Source organism: Streptomyces sp. NPDC005070 (assembly GCF_053600395.1).
This window is the reverse complement of the sequence record NZ_JBSFZS010000030.1, coordinates 34,106-48,580: the sequence shown is the minus strand read 5'-3', so window position 1 is coordinate 48,580 and position 14,475 is coordinate 34,106. Positions and strand designations below refer to the sequence as shown.

Here is a 14,475-nt window from a genome sequence, read left to right as displayed (position 1 = left end):
ATGCCCCGGACGGGGGCAGTTTTGAACACGTTCAAGTCGGGGCGTACGCTCCCGGTATGAGCGACAGAGCCGCCCTGCTCCGGGGCATTCGCGCGTGGCTTGCCTTTTTCGTCGTCGGCCTGGTGCTCAGCGGCGCCACGGCCTTCCCGCTGGTGCACGAACTGCACTGGACCGAGGACCTGCTGAGGGCCCTGTCCGTGCCGGAACACATCCCCGTCCTGATGGACTGGATCGAACGCGTGAGCCGCGGCCTCGACACCGCCGACGCCCAGTACCCCTTCCTGCTCTACGGAACGGACTGGCTGGCGTTCGCGCATCTCGTCATCGCGGTCGCGTTCTACGGTCCGTACCGCGATCCGGTCCGCAACATCTGGGTCGTCGAGTTCGGGATGATCGCCTGCGCCGGCATCGTCCCGCTGGCCCTGATCTGCGGACCGATCCGCGGAATTCCCTTCTGGTGGACGGTGATCGACATGTCCTTCGGGATCGTCGGGGTGATCCCGCTGTACGTCGTACGGAAGAAGATCAAGCGCCTGGAAGCGCTCGGCGCCGGACCGGGCCCCGTGCCGGCGCCCGCCGGCTGACCGACGGCTCAGTCCCTGCGCAGGGCGGTCAGCGCGTCGATCCGGTTGGTCGTGATCGAGTCGACCCCCGCGTCGAGCAGGCGGCGCATGGAGCGGCGGGTGTCCGGCGTCCATACGGACAGCAGGTGCCCGCCGCGGTGGACACGCGCCGCGAGATCGCGACTCACCAGCGAGAAGCGGTAGTTGAGCCAGCGCGGGCGTACGACGTCGAGCAGGCCCGGGCGCGGCGGGGCCAGGGTCGTCCAGGTCAGCGCGATCTCCGCGGACGCGTCGGCGGCCCGCACCGCGAGCATGGCGGGGGCCGCCGCGCAGTAGTACACCCGCTCCCCGGCCCCGCACGCCCGCACCACGTCCACGATCTCGCGCGCGACCCGCACGTCCACCGCTCCCGGCAGATCGACCATGACCCTGCTGTCGCCGGTCGCCCCGAGGGCCTCCGCCAGCGTCGGCACACCGCCCGCCGTGACTCCGCGCACCTCGTCGCCGGAGAGCGAGCTCAGCGGCCGGTCGTGTCCCCACAGACGCTTGAGCGTCGCGTCGTGCAGCAGGACGGGTACGCGGTCGCGCGTCAGGCGTACGTCGATCTCGACGGCGTCCGCGCCCTGTCGGAGCGCGGAACGCAGTGAGTCGATCGTGTTCTCACGGACGCGGTAGGGGTCGCCGCGGTGGGCGACTGCGGTCACGGTGCGCATGGGGCCATTGTGACCGGGTCAGAGCGCGAGCCAGGTCGCGGCGTACGTGTCGATCTCCGCGGCGAGTCCGGCTTTCTCCGTCTCGCCGAGGAACGACGCGTGCACCGCGTTCTTGGCCAGCCCGGCGATGCCCGGCTCGTCGAGACCGAGGAGGCGGGCGGTAACCGCGTACTCGGTGTTGAGGTCGGTGCCGAACATCGGCGGGTCGTCGGAGTTGACGGTGACCGTCACCCCGGCCGCCACGAACTCCTTGACGGGGTGTTCGTCGAGGCTGCGGACGGCGCGGGTGGCGATGTTGGAGGTCGGGCAGACCTCCAGCGCGATGCCGTGCTTGGCGAGATGGGCGAGCAGTCGCGGGTCCCGCGCGGAGCTCGTGCCGTGGCCGATGCGCTCGGCGCCGAGGACGTTCAGCGCGTCCCAGACCGTCTCCGGGCCCGTCGTCTCACCGGCGTGCGGCACGGAGCGCAGTCCGGCCGCGCGGGCGCGGTCGAAATAGGGCTTGAACTGGGGCCTCGGTACGCCGATCTCGGGGCCGCCGAGTCCGAAGGAGACGAGCCCCTCCGGCCGCAGCCGGTCGTCGGTCGCGAGCCGCACGGTCTCCTCGGCGGCCTCCAGACCGGCCTCGCCCGGGATGTCGAAGCACCAGCGCAGCACGACACCGAGATCGGCCTCGGCGGCCTTGCGGGCATCCTCGATCGCGTCCATGAAGGCGCGTTCGTCGATTCCGCGCCGGGTGGAGGACCACGGAGTGATCGTCAGTTCCGCGTAGCGCACCTGCTGACGGGCCATGTCGCGGGCGACCTCGTACGTCAGCAGCCGTACGTCCTCGGGGGTGCGGATGAGGTCGACGACGGACAGGTACACCTCGATGAAGTGCGCGAAGTCCGTGAACGTGAAGTAGTCCGCCAGCGCCTCGGGGTCGGTGGGCACCCGGGAGTCGGGGTGGCGGGCGGCGAGTTCGGACACGATGCGCGGGGAGGCGGAGCCGACGTGGTGGACGTGGAGTTCGGCCTTGGGCAGCCCGGCGATGAAGGCGCGCAGGTCGCGGGCGTCGTCGCGTGCGGTGATGTGCTCGGTCAACGGGTTCCTCCCCGGAACGGCGTCCCTGGGCCGTTTCGGTCCGGACGCGGGTGATCGGCTGATCGACGGTTCGGGATCATCGTAGGCGGCCACCGCCGTCCGGGCCCCGTGTGCCCCGCGCAGGGCGAGGGGGCCGTCGTACGACGGAGATCCGCCGCCACGGCCCGGGCCGTAGCATGACGGAACGTACGAGAGAGGGGACTCGCCCATGTCCGACGACGCCCAGAGGCCGGCAGCGCCACGCGACGCGGGTAGGTGGGCTCCACCGGGCGGGCCGGCCCCGGAGCCCGCGCGGGACGGGTCCCCCGAGGGGCGTGGACCGTCCGGTGCGGGCACCGTGCCGGGTTCGGGTCCCGCCGAGGACGGGGCACCCGAGGCGGATCGCGCGTCGGCGGCCGGTCCGGATCGTGCGATACCCACGGCCGGCCGGGACCACGCGGTGTCCGCGGCCGGCCCTGATCACCTGACACCCGGCGCCGGCCCCGGTCGAGCGGCACCTCCGTCGGACGGCGGACCCGACGGCGGTCCGGGCGGCGGCTCGGGCGGTGGACCTGTCCTCGGGGCCGAGGAGGCCGCGCGGTGGGCGGACAGGGCGTTCGACGACGGAGCGGGGCACGCGGCACCCTCGACGGGCGGTGCCTTCGGCGCGGCGCCCGCGGGCTCCGTGCCCGCGCAGGGCACCGGCCCCTTCGCCGCCCCCGGACCCGACGCCCGGGTCTCCCTCGGGAAGCCCGGCCCCGGCCCGCGATCCGAGCTCGACCCCTGGGCCCCGCCCGAGGAGATCGCCTCGCCCGGCAGAACCGTACGGGGGAGTGGCGCGCCCCTTCCGGCGTACGGACTTCCGACGATCACCTCGCTGCCCGGCGCGCCGGCCCCGCCCGGACCCGGGAACCCCGGCGGTCCCTGGGACAACCCCTTCGCTCCGCCGGCGGCCCGCACCCCCTACCCGCGGCCCTCTCCCGGCGAGCCCGTCCCGCCGCCGCCGATCGCCCCCGGCGGTCCCGGCCTCCCGTACGGCTACGGCTACCCGCAGTACCCCGGCTTTCCCGCGGGTGCCGCCCATCCGGGCGCGCCCGGATACGGGTGGCCCCTGAGCCGGCCGATGCCGAGCAACGGGCTCGGAACCGCCGGGCTCGTGCTGGGCATCATCGCGGCGGTCCTCTTCATCGTGTGGCCGCTGGCGATCGTGCTGGGCGTCCTCGCCGTGATCTTCGGGCTGATCGGCGGGGCCAAGGCGCGTCGCGGCGAGGCCACGAACTCCGGGCAGGCGCTGGCCGGGGTCATCTGCGGAGCCGTCGGGCTGGTCCTCGCCGTCGCCGTGTTCGTCCTCGTCATCCTCTACGCCCCGGACGACGGCGGTGACTCGGGAGGCGACGACGGCTTCTCCACCTCCCTGGTGACGCACGGGCGGTGACCCGGGGCCCGCGGCCCCTCGTGACGTGAGCCCGGGCCCACACCCCTGAGGCCCGGCCCGGCGGTGGTGTCAGCCGGCCCGCGGGGCTTCGGGCTCCTGCTCCGTCGTCCCACCGCGGTCTCCGGGGTGGCGCAGGGCGCAGAAGAAGCCGACGGCGAGCGCGATCGCCATGCCGTAGAAGACATACTGATTGGCCTCGGCGAAGTCCATCCGCACGTCCGACATCACCTCGCGCATGGTCGAAGCGGCCACGCCCGTGCCCGTCGGCCGGCTTGCGTCGGCGTTGCCCGTGACGGCCTGGGCGATGTCGTCGGCGACGTCGTGGGCCCTGGCCGACGACAGGCCGTGGGACGTGAGCGTCGAGACGACCCTGTCCGTCATCGTGTGCGTCAGGACGGTCCCGAAGACGGCCAGCCCGACACTGGCCGCGTAGTTGCGGACGGTCTGGGTGATGCCGGTGACCTCGCCGTACGAGGCTCCGATGGACCGGTTGACGGCGTCGGTGGACGCGGGCGCCAGGATGAAGCCGATCCCGGCTCCCGCGAGGGCGACGTACGGCCACTGGTCATGCATGGACAGGTCGGTCAGCTTGCCGGCCCAGAGGTAGAACCCGACCGCGCCCAGGACGGTACCGATCTTCATGGGCGGCCGTGCGCCCTTCTTGTCCAGCATGCGGCCGCCCCACTGGGAGGCGATGGCGAAGCCCGCGAAGAAGTACAGCAGGTAGAGCGCCGCCTGGTTGGGCGAGGCGCTGAGCGAGACCTGCGCGTACACCGAGGCGAAGAAGAAGACCGGGACGAAGGCCAGCATGGCGAAGAAGAGCACCAGGGCGTCCACGGTGAACGCCTTGTCCCGGAAGACCGCCAGGTTGACCAGCGGATGGCGCCGCTCGCGTTCGTAGCGGCAGAAGAGGACGAGGACGAGGAGGCCGCCCGCGATGCAGGCCCAGGTCGCCACGCTGCCCCAGCCCCAGGTCCCGGCCTGCTGGAATCCGAGCACGCTCAGTCCCATGCCCGCCGCGATGAGCACGGCCCCGACGACGTCCAGCGACTCGTCGCGCCGCCGGTCGGGGATGTGCGCCAGCACGGTCAGGACGAGCGCCACCACGGCGACGGGCACGTTGACCCAGAAGATCGCCCGCCAGGTCCATGCCGTGAGCCAGCCGCCCAGCAGCGGGCCGATGGCCGTCAGCGCTCCCGACAGTCCGAAGAACAGCGCCAGCGCCCGGCCGCGCCGCTCCACCGGGAACACGGCCACGACCACGGCGAGTGCCGCGGGGAACAGGAGAGCGGCTCCCAGGCCCTGGGTCGCCCTGAAGAGGATCAGCCAGGTCTGGGCGAAGTCTCCCTTGGGCACACAGCCGCACAGCACCGACGAGACGACGAACACGAGGGTGCCGACGACCACGACCCGGCGTGGCCCGAACAGGTCGGCCAGCCGTCCGCCGAGGGCGAAGAAGGCGGCCAGCGACAGCAGGTAGGCGTTCACCACCCACTGCATGCCGGACGTCGAGAGCCCCAGCTCGCGGACGATGTCCGGCGCCGCGATGGAGACGATCGTCTGGTCGATGAACGTCATCGCCACCGCGAAGAGCATCGCCGCGAGCGCCAGCGACTGGTTCGGTGTGCGGGGTGCTGGGGGCGCGGTGTCGTCCCGCTCTGCATCGATGCCGGTCACGGGCACAGTCTCAACCGGCCCGCCCACCGTCGCATCCGGGCCGCCGCGCTGTCGGGCACACGCGGCCACATGCCGATGGCCGCCCACGGAGCCGCTGTGCCCCGCGCCGCCGAGCCCGTCATGTGGCGGGGCGCTCCGCCCCGCACCTGTGAAGCCACCCCCGGCGAGCCGAGGCCGTCGGCCTCCGAGCGGACCCGGTGGCGGGACCGGGGCAGCGACGGTCGGTGGTCCCCGGGTTCCCTGCCGAGCCCAGCGGCTAGCGCAACCGCTCGCGTGCCTCCATCAGGGCGAAGCCCAGCAGGTTCTCGCCCCGCCAGCGGCGGGGGTCGAAGGCGCCGTCGTCGTTCGCGGCGAGTCCGATGCCCCAGACCCGGTCCATGGGGCTCGCCTCGACCAGCACCCGCCCGCCCGTGCCCAGCAGGAACGCCCGCAGGCCGGGGTCGGCGGAGAACTTGTGGACGCTGCCCTCGACGACGATCCGGAACCGCTCGCGCCGCCAGACGGCCTCGTCGAAGCCGCGCACCAGCCGCCCGGCCTTCTTGGCGAGCGCGGGATTCGAGGCGCCGACCGCCTGCCGCTCGGCCTCGGCGTCGCGGAAGAGGCGCGCCTTGGACGCCATCATCCAGTGCTCGGCCGTCGCGTATTCGACCTCCTCGACCACGAAGGGTGAGGGCCACCACTGGCTGAGACAGCTCGATCCCACCGTGCCGTCCGCCCTCGGGCGGTGTCCCCAGAAGTGCAGGTACTTCACCGGCGTCCCCGACGCGACAGCACTGACCAGTGCGTCCCGTGTATCGATCTTCCCCATGCATGCCACTTTGGCACGCACCACTGACACACCGTCCCGCCTTTTCCGGGAGGACTCGACACCTGGTCAAAGGATTCCGTCGCGTAACCAAAAGGCAACAACGAAATCACTTGTTGGAGTCCCTTTGCTCTGCCAGGATCGGCACTCAAATCGAGCTGGAGCTACGCCGACCCCCGTTTCGACGGGGAGGACGGCGGAGGAGAGCGACATGCACAATCCGGGCCATCGCTTCCAGGCGCAGGACCGCCTCGCGGACGGCGCGCAGTACATCGGAGGCCGTCTCACCCAGGGCACCTCCGGTCGCATGCACGCGGTCGTGGACCCCGCCACCGGCGAGGAGGTGTACACGTACGAGCTGGCGAGCACCGCCGACGTGGACGCGGCGGTGGCGGCCGCCCGCGCGGCCTTCCCCGGCTGGGCGGCCACCACTCCCGGGGAGCGGTCCGACGCGCTGCACCGGTTCGCCGCCGTGCTCGCCGAGCGGGCCGAGGAGTTCGCCCAGGCCGAGTCGCTGCAGTGCGGAAAGCCCCTCAAGCTGACCCGCGAGTTCGACGTCCCGGGAACCATCGACAACACCGCGTTCTTCGCGGGCGCCGCCCGGCATCTCCAGGGCCAGTCGGCCGGTGAGTACTCCGGCGACCACACCTCGTACGTACGCCGCGAGCCCATCGGGGTCGTCGGTTCCATCGCGCCCTGGAACTACCCGCTCCAGATGGCCGCCTGGAAGATCCTCCCGGCGATCGCGGCCGGCAACACGATCGTGCTGAAGCCCGCCGAGCTGACCCCGCTGACCTCCCTGCTCTTCGCCGAGGCGGCCACCCACGCGGGCATCCCGGACGGCGTCGTCAACATCGTCACGGGTCTGGGCAAGGAGGCCGGTGAACACCTCGTCGGCCACCCCGACGTCGTCATGACGTCCTTCACCGGGTCGACCGCCGTCGGCAAGCGCGTCGCCGAGATCGCCACCGCGACCGTCAAGCGCCTCCACCTGGAACTCGGCGGCAAGGCCCCCTTCCTCGTCTTCGACGACGCGGATCTGGAGGCCGCCGTCAACGGCGCGGTCGCCGGTTCGCTCATCAACACCGGCCAGGACTGCACGGCCGCCACGCGCGCGTACGTGCAACGCCCGCTCTACGACGCGTTCGTCGAGCGCACCGCCGCCCTGATGGCGAGCGTCCGCGTGGGCGACCCGTTCGCGACCGGCACCGACCTCGGCCCGCTGATCTCGCACGCCCAGCGCGACCGCGTCGCAGGATTCGTCGACCGGGCCCGCGGCTACGCACGCGTGGTCACCGGCGGAGAGGCTCCCCAGGGAGACCTCAAGAGCGGCGCCTACTACGCGCCCACGCTCGTCGCCGACGCCGCGCAGGACAGCGAGATCGTCCAGGCCGAGATCTTCGGCCCGGTGCTCGTGGTGCTCCCCTTCGACACCGACGACGAGGGCATCGCGCTCGCCAACGACACACCGTACGGACTGGCCGCCTCCGCCTGGAGCCGTGACGTCTACCGGGCCAACCGCGCGACCCGCGAGATCAAGGCCGGCTGCGTGTGGGTCAACGACCACATTCCGATCATCAGCGAGATGCCGCACGGCGGTTACAAGGCGTCCGGCTTCGGCAAAGACATGTCCGCCTACTCCTTCGAGGAGTACACACAGGTCAAGCACGTCATGTTCGACAACACCGCGGTCGCCAGGAAGGACTGGCACCGCACGGTCTTCGGGGACCGGCCGTAGACCGTTCACCGGCTACGGCCCTGTGGCAGACCAGGCCGCGACCACGGCCGCGACCCTTTCGAAAGGGCACCAGAGCATGGAGCAGTACGAGCCCGAACGCCTGTCCCCGGTGCAACTGGCCGCCATGCGGCGCAGCTTCCGGAACGGCAGGGCGTCCCTCACCCGTCGTTCACTGCTGCGCGCCTCGGCGGGCGGCGCGCTGGCCGTCGGCGGACTCGGGGCGCTGAGCGCCTGCGGGATCCCCGCGGCGGGCAGGACCCAGGGCGGCACGTCCGCCCAGGACCACTCGGCCACGGAGAAGACCCTCAACTTCTCCAACTGGACCGAGTACATCGACCTCGACGACAGCGGCAAGCACCACCCGACGCTGGAGACCTTCCGCAAGCGGACGGGTATCTCGGTCAAGTACACCGAGGACATCAACGACAACAACGAGTTCTTCGCCAAGATCAAGCCGCAGCTCGCCGCCGGGCAGCCCACCGGCCGTGACCTGATCGTCCTCACCGACTGGCTGGCCGCGCGCGTGATCCGGCTGGGCTGGGTGCAGAAACTCGACCCGTCCAACCTGCCGCACGCCTACACCAACCTGTCGCCCCAGTTCCGCAACCCCGACTGGGACCCGGGACGCGCCTACTCCTACCCGTGGCAGGGCATCCCCACCATCGTCGCCTTCAACAAGAAGGCCCTCGACGGGATCGAGGTGAAGTCGGTCTCCGACCTCCTCGACAACCCGAAGCTCAAGGGCCGCGTCTCGTTCCTGTCGGAGATGCGCGACACCATGGGCATGACCCTGCTCGACATGGGCAAGGACCCGTCGAAGTTCACCGACGACGACTACGACGCGGCGATAGCCCGGCTCCAGAAGGCCGTCGACAAGGGCCAGATCCGCCGCTTCACGGGCAACGACTACACGTCCGACCTGACCAAGGGCGACATCGCGGCCTGTGTCGCCTGGGCCGGCGACATCGTCCAGCTCAAGAACGACAGCCCGGACGTCGACTTCGTCATCCCCGACAGCGGCTACATGACGTCGACCGACAACCTGCTGGTCCCCAACAAGGCGCGTCACAAGACGAACGCCGAGCGGCTGATCGACTTCTACTACGAGCCGGAGCAGGCCGCCGAGCTCGCCGCGTACATCAACTACGCGACGCCGGTCGAAGGCGTGAAGCCCTACCTTGCCAAGATCGACCAGGACGCGGCGAACAACCCGCTGATCGTCCCCGACAAGGCCATGCAGGCCAGGTCACACTCCTTCCGCGCGCTGAGCCAGAAGGAAGAGACGGCCTACGAAGAGAAGTTCGCGAAGCTCACAGGGGCGTGACGATGATGACGACAGAGAACAGCGGCGACGTCCGCCTCACCGGGATCAGCAAGACCTACGGCTCCTTCACCGCCGTGCACCCGCTCGACCTGACCGTGCCACAGGGCTCCTTCTTCGCCCTGCTCGGCGCCTCGGGCTGCGGCAAGACCACCACCCTGCGCATGATCGCCGGTCTGGAGGAACCTTCCTCCGGCACCGTGCACCTCGGCGACCAGGAGGTGACACACCTGCCGCCGTACAAGCGGCCGGTGAACACCGTCTTCCAGTCGTACGCGCTCTTCCCGCACCTGGACATCTTCGAGAACGTCGCCTTCGGCCTGCGCCGGCGCGGGATCAGGAGCGTCAAGAAGCAGGTCGAGGACATGCTCGACCTCGTCCAGCTCGGCGAGCAGGCGCGCAAGAAACCCCACCAGCTCTCCGGCGGCCAGCAGCAGCGTGTCGCGGTCGCCCGCGCACTGATCAACCACCCCAAGGTGCTCCTCCTGGACGAGCCCCTCGGCGCCCTCGACCTCAAGCTGCGCCGCCAGATGCAGCTCGAACTCAAGCGGATCCAGACCGAGGTCGGCATCACCTTCGTCCACGTCACGCACGACCAGGAGGAGGCCATGACCATGGCCGACACGGTCGCCGTGATGAACGCGGGCCGTGTCGAACAGCTCGGCTCGCCCGCCGACCTGTACGAGAACCCGCAGACCACGTTCGTCGCCAACTTCCTCGGCACCTCGAACCTCATCGAGGCCGAGGTCGACACCAGGAGCGGCGAGGACATCGTCCTCAAGGCGGGCGGCGGCAAGCTGGTGCTGCCCCAGGCGCGATGTTCCGCCCCGGCGCAGACCGGGGGCAAGGTGCTCGTCGGCATCCGCCCGGAGAAGATCTCCCTCACGCACGCCGACGACGCGGGCGCGATACCCGCCGGCCGCAACCGGATCACCGGCAAGATCGCCGACTCCAGCTTCATCGGCGTCTCCACGCAGTACGTCATCGACAGCGCCGTCTGCCCCGAGTTCGAGGTCTACGCCCAGAACATCGAGCGGGACTCCCGGCTGGTCCCCGGCGCGGACGTCGTCCTGCACTGGAGCCCGGCGCACACCTTCGGCCTCGACGCGGCCCAGGACATCGACGCGGGTGTCGACACGGCCGAGGAGGAGGCCGCCTGATGGCCACCGTCACCGAGGCCGAAGCGCCACCCCTCGTGCCGCGGCCCGAGCCGAAGCCGCCGAAGAAGCGGGGCCGCCTCGTCCCGTACTGGCTGCTGCTGCCCGGACTGCTGTGGCTCGTCGTCTTCTTCGCACTGCCGATGATCTACCAGGCCTCCACGTCCGTGCAGACGGGCTCCCTGGAGGAGGGCTACAAGGTCACCTGGCACTTCGCGACCTACTGGGACTCGATCGCCGAGTACTGGCCGCAGTTCCTGCGCTCGGTCTCCTACGCGGCCGCCGCCACGGTCCTGTGCCTGGTGCTCGGCTACCCGCTGGCGTACCTGATCGCCTTCCGCGCGGGCCGCTGGCGCAACCTGATCATGATCCTGGTGATCGCCCCCTTCTTCACCAGCTTCCTGATCCGCACCCTGGCCTGGAAGACGATCCTCGCCGACAGCGGCCCCGTCGTCGGCGCGCTCAACACGCTGCACCTGCTGGACGTCACCGACTGGCTCGGCTGGACCGCGGGCGACCGCGTCCTCGCGACCCCGCTCGCCGTGGTGTGCGGTCTGACGTACAACTTCCTGCCGTTCATGATCCTGCCGCTCTACACCTCGCTGGAGCGCATCGACGGCCGGCTGCACGAGGCCGCGGGCGACCTGTACGCCAGGCCCTGGACGACCTTCCGCAAGGTCACCTTCCCGCTGTCGATGCCGGGCGTGGTCTCCGGAACGCTGCTCACCTTCATCCCGGCGGCCGGCGACTACGTCAACGCCGAACTCCTCGGCTCGACCGACACCCGCATGATCGGCAACGTCATCCAGACCCAGTTCCTGAGGATCCTGGACTATCCGACGGCCGCCGCGCTCTCCTTCATCCTCATGGCCGCGATTCTTCTCATGGTCACGGTCTACATCCGCCGGTCCGGGACGGAGGACCTGGTCTAAATGCCCTTCGTCACCTGGCTCAAGCGCCATCTCGTCGTCATCGCGGGACTGCTGACGCTGTCCTATCTGCTGCTGCCCAACGTCGTCGTCACCGTGTTCTCCTTCAACAAACCGAAGGGGCGCTTCAACTACGAGTGGCAGCAGTTCTCCACGGACGCCTGGAAGGATCCGTGCGGCGTCGCCGACATGTGCGGCTCGCTCGGACTCAGCCTCCAGATCGCCGTCTGGGCGACGATCGGGGCCACCGTCCTCGGCACGATGATCGCCTTCGCGCTCGTCCGCTACCGCTTCCGCGCACGCGGCGCCGTGAACTCGCTGATCTTCCTGCCGATGGCGATGCCCGAGGTCGTCATGGCCGCCTCGCTGCTCACCCTGTTCCTCAACATGGGAGCCCAGCTCGGCTTCTGGACGATCCTGATCGCCCACATCATGTTCTGCCTCAGCTTCGTCGTGACAGCCGTCAAGGCCCGTGTCATGTCGATGGACCCGAGGCTGGAACAGGCCGCCCAGGACCTCTACGCCGGCCCGGCGCAGACGTTCCTGCGGGTCACCCTGCCCATCGCGGCCCCCGGAATCGCCGCGGGCGCGCTGCTCGCCTTCGCGCTCTCCTTCGACGATTTCATCATCACCAATTTCAACGCGGGCTCGACCGTCACGTTCCCCATGTTCGTCTGGGGTTCGGCACAGCGCGGAACACCCGTTCAGATCAATGTCATCGGCACGGCCATGTTCCTCGTCGCCGTACTGTTCGTCCTGTCCGGAATGATCATCGGAAATCGCCGGAACAGGCAGAAGGCATAACGCCTGTCACCTTTGTAGGGAGTTGAAATCATGGCCCCGAGCGCCATGACCCGTGGTAATCAGTGGACGAAATCCCTTTCCGACGTCCAGCCGGTGTCCTACTGGCTGGACGACCCCGGCAAACCCCACCCCGAGCCCGCGCTCACCGGCGCCGAGACCTGCGACCTGCTCGTCGTCGGCGGCGGCTACAGCGGACTGTGGACCGCGCTGATCGCCAAGGAGCGCGACCCCGGGCGGGATGTCGTCCTGGTGGAGGGGCGCGAGGTGGGCTGGGCCGCCTCGGGCCGCAACGGCGGCTTCTGCGCCGCCTCCCTCACCCACGGTCTGTCCAACGGGCTCACCCGCTGGCCGGACGAGATCGGGAAGCTGGAGGAGCTGGGCGCCCGCAACCTCGACGAGATCGAGGCGGCCGTCGCCCGCTACTCCCTCGACTGCGACTTCGAGCGCAGCGGCGAGATCGACGTCGCCACCGAGCCGCACCAGGCGGCCGAACTGCGTGAATGGCACCAGGAGCTGGAGCGGCGGGGTCTGGCCGACGGCGTCGAGTTCCTCGACACGGCGGCGGTACGGGACCAGGTCGACTCCCCGACCTTCCTGGCCGGGCTGCACGACCGCCGCGGGGTCGCCATGCTCCACCCGGCCAAGCTGGCCTGGGGCCTCAAGCGCGCGTGCGTGGAGCTCGGCGTGCGGGTGTACGAGCACACGCCCGCCCTCGCCCTGAAGCCGTCCGGCGCCGGCATGGCCGTCCGCACGCCGTACGGCTCCGTCCGCGCCCGCCGGGTGGCCCTCGGGACCAACATCTTCCCGAACCTGGTCAAGCGCGTCCGCCCGTACACCGTCCCGGTCTACGACTACGCGCTGATGACCGAACCGCTCACGGCCGACCAGCTCGCCTCCATCGGCTGGAAGAACCGCCAGGGGCTCGGCGACTCGGCCAACCAGTTCCACTACTTCCGGCTCTCGGCCGACAACCGCATCCTGTGGGGCGGGTACGACGCGATCTACCCCTACGGCGGCCGGGTGCGCGCCGAGTACGACGACCGTCCCGAGACGTACGCCAAGCTCGCCGAGCACTTCTTCACCTGCTTCCCGCAGTTGGAGGGCGTCCGCTTCTCCCACGCCTGGGGCGGCGCGATCGACACCTGCTCCCGGTTCTCGGCGTTCTTCGGCAGCGCCCACCAGGGCAGGGTCGCCTACGCGGCCGGCTACACGGGCCTCGGTGTGGGCGCCACCCGGTTCGGGGCCGACGTGATGCTCGACCTGCTGGCCGGGGAGCGCACCGAACGAACCGAGCTGGAGATGGTCCGCAGGAAGCCGCTGCCGTTCCCGCCCGAGCCGTTCGCCTGGACCGGCATCGCGCTCACCAAGTGGTCGCTGGCCCGCGCGGACACGCACGGCGGCCGGCGCAACCTGTGGCTGAAGACGATGGACAGACTGGGCCTCGGCTTCGACAGTTAGGAGCACGCGCACCCGGTGATCCGGGGCGGCTCGGCGCCGGTGGTGCGGTGCCCGCCCGTCGTCGACGGCGAACCGTCCTGCCCCGCGCCGGCCCGGTGAACCGAATTCTTGTCAATTCGTCGTCCGAACCCGCGTAATGAACCGCCCGGACCTCCCTCTCCTCTGTGACGCGACCCGCGTCACACGAGAGGGAGGTTCCGTCATGACAGGGCCCAAGGCGGCGGTCGAGTGGCTGGCATCCGTGGCACCGGACCCCGAGGCCTGCCGCTGGGAATGGGAGCGCAGCCCTCGCGGGGTCGCGCTGCTGCCGGCGGGCAAGTCCTGGGACGTCCTGATCCTGCCGGCCGAGCTCGGCTATCCGACCCTCGACGTCCTGACCCGGGTGCTCGACCAGCCCGGGCCGGTGCTCGTCGACTTCGGCGACGCCCGGATGGGCTTCTTCGTGCCCGCGGGCACCGCCGCCAGGTGGCTGGGCACGGGCGTGCGCACGGCGGGCCTCGGCACCTGGATCGTGGTGCCCTACCCGGGACGGGCGACCGGCGGGGTCCGCTGGCTGGTCGCGCCGGACGGCTCGGGCACGCTCACGGATCCGGCACTGCTCGAACTGGCCATGCACGAGGCCGCGGCGGGCCTCGCCGGTGGCGGGGACCGGCGCCGGTGACGAGAATCGGAGCCGGAGTGGGGAACCGGAGCCGGAGTGGGGAACCGGAGCCGGTGAGGGGGAGGTCCGGGCGGCCGTGCGAACTCCGTTGCCTGTCAGGGGTCTTGACAACCGAATTGGTCTGGACCAAGTTGGGCGCGCGCTCCCTCCTCCAA

12 protein-coding genes and 1 pseudogene are annotated in these 14,475 nt (G+C 70.6%); 9 read left to right on the top strand and 4 right to left on the bottom strand.

Annotated features, from left to right (window positions below; genetic code table 11):
- Positions 1–56: 56 nt before the first annotated feature.
- Positions 57–584, top strand: a complete 528-nt coding sequence (locus ACWEBX_RS13255; protein ID WP_451884965.1) for a hypothetical protein — start codon at positions 57–59, stop codon at positions 582–584.
- A gap of 8 nt (positions 585–592) precedes the next feature.
- On the opposite strand, the gene ACWEBX_RS13250 is transcribed toward ACWEBX_RS13255, so the two are convergent.
- Positions 593–1,276, bottom strand: coding sequence for a glycerophosphodiester phosphodiesterase (locus tag ACWEBX_RS13250; RefSeq protein WP_451884964.1), 684 nt, complete (start codon positions 1,274–1,276; stop codon positions 593–595).
- Positions 1,277–1,294: 18 nt separating this feature from the next.
- A pseudogene (locus ACWEBX_RS13245) lies at positions 1,295–2,449 on the bottom strand (adenosine deaminase).
- A gap of 346 nt (positions 2,450–2,795) precedes the next feature.
- Here ACWEBX_RS13245 and ACWEBX_RS13240 point away from each other — a divergent pair.
- Positions 2,796–3,770, top strand: coding sequence for a DUF4190 domain-containing protein (locus ACWEBX_RS13240; RefSeq protein ID WP_451884963.1), 975 nt, complete (start codon positions 2,796–2,798; stop codon positions 3,768–3,770).
- A gap of 69 nt (positions 3,771–3,839) precedes the next feature.
- On the opposite strand, the gene ACWEBX_RS13235 is transcribed toward ACWEBX_RS13240, so the two are convergent.
- Positions 3,840–5,366: an MFS transporter gene (locus tag ACWEBX_RS13235; protein ID WP_451884984.1), complete on the bottom strand. Its 1,527-nt coding sequence runs from the start codon at positions 5,364–5,366 to the stop codon at positions 3,840–3,842.
- 337 nt (positions 5,367–5,703) lie between these two features.
- Positions 5,704–6,255, bottom strand: coding sequence for an NADAR family protein (locus tag ACWEBX_RS13230; RefSeq protein WP_451884962.1), 552 nt, complete (start codon positions 6,253–6,255; stop codon positions 5,704–5,706).
- 208 nt (positions 6,256–6,463) lie between these two features.
- On the opposite strand from ACWEBX_RS13230, the gene ACWEBX_RS13225 reads away from it, so the two are divergent.
- The 7 genes from ACWEBX_RS13225 (at position 6,464) to ACWEBX_RS13195 (ending at position 14,320) form a co-directional block, all read left to right on the top strand.
- Positions 6,464–7,990 carry a gamma-aminobutyraldehyde dehydrogenase gene (locus ACWEBX_RS13225; RefSeq protein WP_451884961.1) on the top strand — a complete coding sequence of 509 codons (1,527 nt, stop codon included), beginning with the start codon at positions 6,464–6,466 and terminating at the stop codon, positions 7,988–7,990.
- Between the two features lie 76 nt (positions 7,991–8,066).
- Positions 8,067–9,314: a polyamine ABC transporter substrate-binding protein gene (locus tag ACWEBX_RS13220; RefSeq protein ID WP_451884960.1), complete on the top strand. Its 1,248-nt coding sequence runs from the start codon at positions 8,067–8,069 to the stop codon at positions 9,312–9,314.
- A 5-nt stretch (positions 9,315–9,319) separates the two neighbouring features.
- The gene (locus ACWEBX_RS13215) at positions 9,320–10,471 is read left to right on the top strand and encodes an ABC transporter ATP-binding protein (RefSeq protein WP_451884983.1); all 1,152 of its coding nucleotides are present in this window, start codon (positions 9,320–9,322) and stop codon (positions 10,469–10,471) included.
- Positions 10,471–11,400, top strand: a complete 930-nt coding sequence (locus tag ACWEBX_RS13210; protein WP_451884959.1) for an ABC transporter permease — start codon at positions 10,471–10,473, stop codon at positions 11,398–11,400. Before ACWEBX_RS13215 ends, ACWEBX_RS13210 begins: the two co-directional genes overlap by 1 nt.
- Positions 11,401–12,201: an ABC transporter permease gene (locus tag ACWEBX_RS13205; protein WP_387299300.1), complete on the top strand. Its 801-nt coding sequence runs from the start codon at positions 11,401–11,403 to the stop codon at positions 12,199–12,201.
- A 30-nt stretch (positions 12,202–12,231) separates the two neighbouring features.
- A complete protein-coding gene (locus ACWEBX_RS13200) occupies positions 12,232–13,659 on the top strand; it encodes an NAD(P)/FAD-dependent oxidoreductase (RefSeq protein WP_451884958.1) in 1,428 nt (475 codons plus the stop codon).
- A 202-nt stretch (positions 13,660–13,861) separates the two neighbouring features.
- On the top strand, positions 13,862–14,320 hold the full coding sequence (locus ACWEBX_RS13195) for a hypothetical protein (RefSeq protein ID WP_451884957.1): 459 nt from the start codon (positions 13,862–13,864) through the stop codon (positions 14,318–14,320).
- Positions 14,321–14,475: the final 155 nt, after the last annotated feature.

What these genes read in the sequence shown, in the direction of transcription:
- ACWEBX_RS13255 (WP_451884965.1), top strand. Translation starts at nt 57, where the DNA reads ATGAGCGACAGAGCCGCCCTGCTCCGGGGCATTCGCGCGTGGCTTGCC.
- ACWEBX_RS13250 (WP_451884964.1), bottom strand. Translation starts at nt 1,276, where the DNA reads ATGCGCACCGTGACCGCAGTCGCCCACCGCGGCGACCCCTACCGCGTC.
- ACWEBX_RS13235 (WP_451884984.1), bottom strand. Translation starts at nt 5,366, where the DNA reads ATGCTCTTCGCGGTGGCGATGACGTTCATCGACCAGACGATCGTCTCC.
- ACWEBX_RS13230 (WP_451884962.1), bottom strand. Translation starts at nt 6,255, where the DNA reads ATGGGGAAGATCGATACACGGGACGCACTGGTCAGTGCTGTCGCGTCG.
- ACWEBX_RS13225 (WP_451884961.1), top strand. Translation starts at nt 6,464, where the DNA reads ATGCACAATCCGGGCCATCGCTTCCAGGCGCAGGACCGCCTCGCGGAC.
- ACWEBX_RS13220 (WP_451884960.1), top strand. Translation starts at nt 8,067, where the DNA reads ATGGAGCAGTACGAGCCCGAACGCCTGTCCCCGGTGCAACTGGCCGCC.
- ACWEBX_RS13215 (WP_451884983.1), top strand. Translation starts at nt 9,320, where the DNA reads ATGACGACAGAGAACAGCGGCGACGTCCGCCTCACCGGGATCAGCAAG.
- ACWEBX_RS13210 (WP_451884959.1), top strand. Translation starts at nt 10,471, where the DNA reads ATGGCCACCGTCACCGAGGCCGAAGCGCCACCCCTCGTGCCGCGGCCC.
- ACWEBX_RS13205 (WP_387299300.1), top strand. Translation starts at nt 11,401, where the DNA reads ATGCCCTTCGTCACCTGGCTCAAGCGCCATCTCGTCGTCATCGCGGGA.
- ACWEBX_RS13200 (WP_451884958.1), top strand. Translation starts at nt 12,232, where the DNA reads ATGGCCCCGAGCGCCATGACCCGTGGTAATCAGTGGACGAAATCCCTT.
- ACWEBX_RS13195 (WP_451884957.1), top strand. Translation starts at nt 13,862, where the DNA reads ATGACAGGGCCCAAGGCGGCGGTCGAGTGGCTGGCATCCGTGGCACCG.